This window comes from Rhodococcus sp. MH15, from assembly GCF_019266045.1.
In the GTDB taxonomy this organism is placed as follows: domain Bacteria; phylum Actinomycetota; class Actinomycetes; order Mycobacteriales; family Mycobacteriaceae; genus Rhodococcus_F; species Rhodococcus_F qingshengii.
Map to the genome: position 1 here is coordinate 1 of NZ_LPNP01000086.1, position 335 is coordinate 335.

General features: G+C 57.3%; 1 protein-coding gene. It reads right to left on the minus strand.

Annotated features, from left to right (window positions below):
- Positions 1 to 323: hypothetical protein (locus tag ATN37_RS32860; protein ID WP_256933608.1), on the minus strand; the 323-nt coding region annotated here is incomplete at its 3' end.
- Positions 324 to 335: the final 12 nt, after the last annotated feature.

Sequence of the window (335 nt, forward strand, 5' to 3'; positions counted from 1 at the left end):
TCCGGAGGATCAACCGGCGGAGTCGTCCCCGGAACAACGAAGTTGTTCACGAAAACCCCACCGACCACATCGGCATTGACCTTCACCGAATACGTCACCGTCTTCGTTTCGCCGGCCGCCAAGGTTCCCGTCACCGAGAAACCATCCGTGCCGACCATCGTCGCAACCAACGGAGCATCAGCAGCCAGACCACTCAATGCACCCTTGTCCACAACCTGACGCAAATCATCGAAGTACGCCACCTCACCCGCACCGTTACCGGTGTTCGAGAACGAAAGCGTGTACTTGATGTCCTGACCGGCAACAACATTCGAACCCGACACCGGATCAGAAGA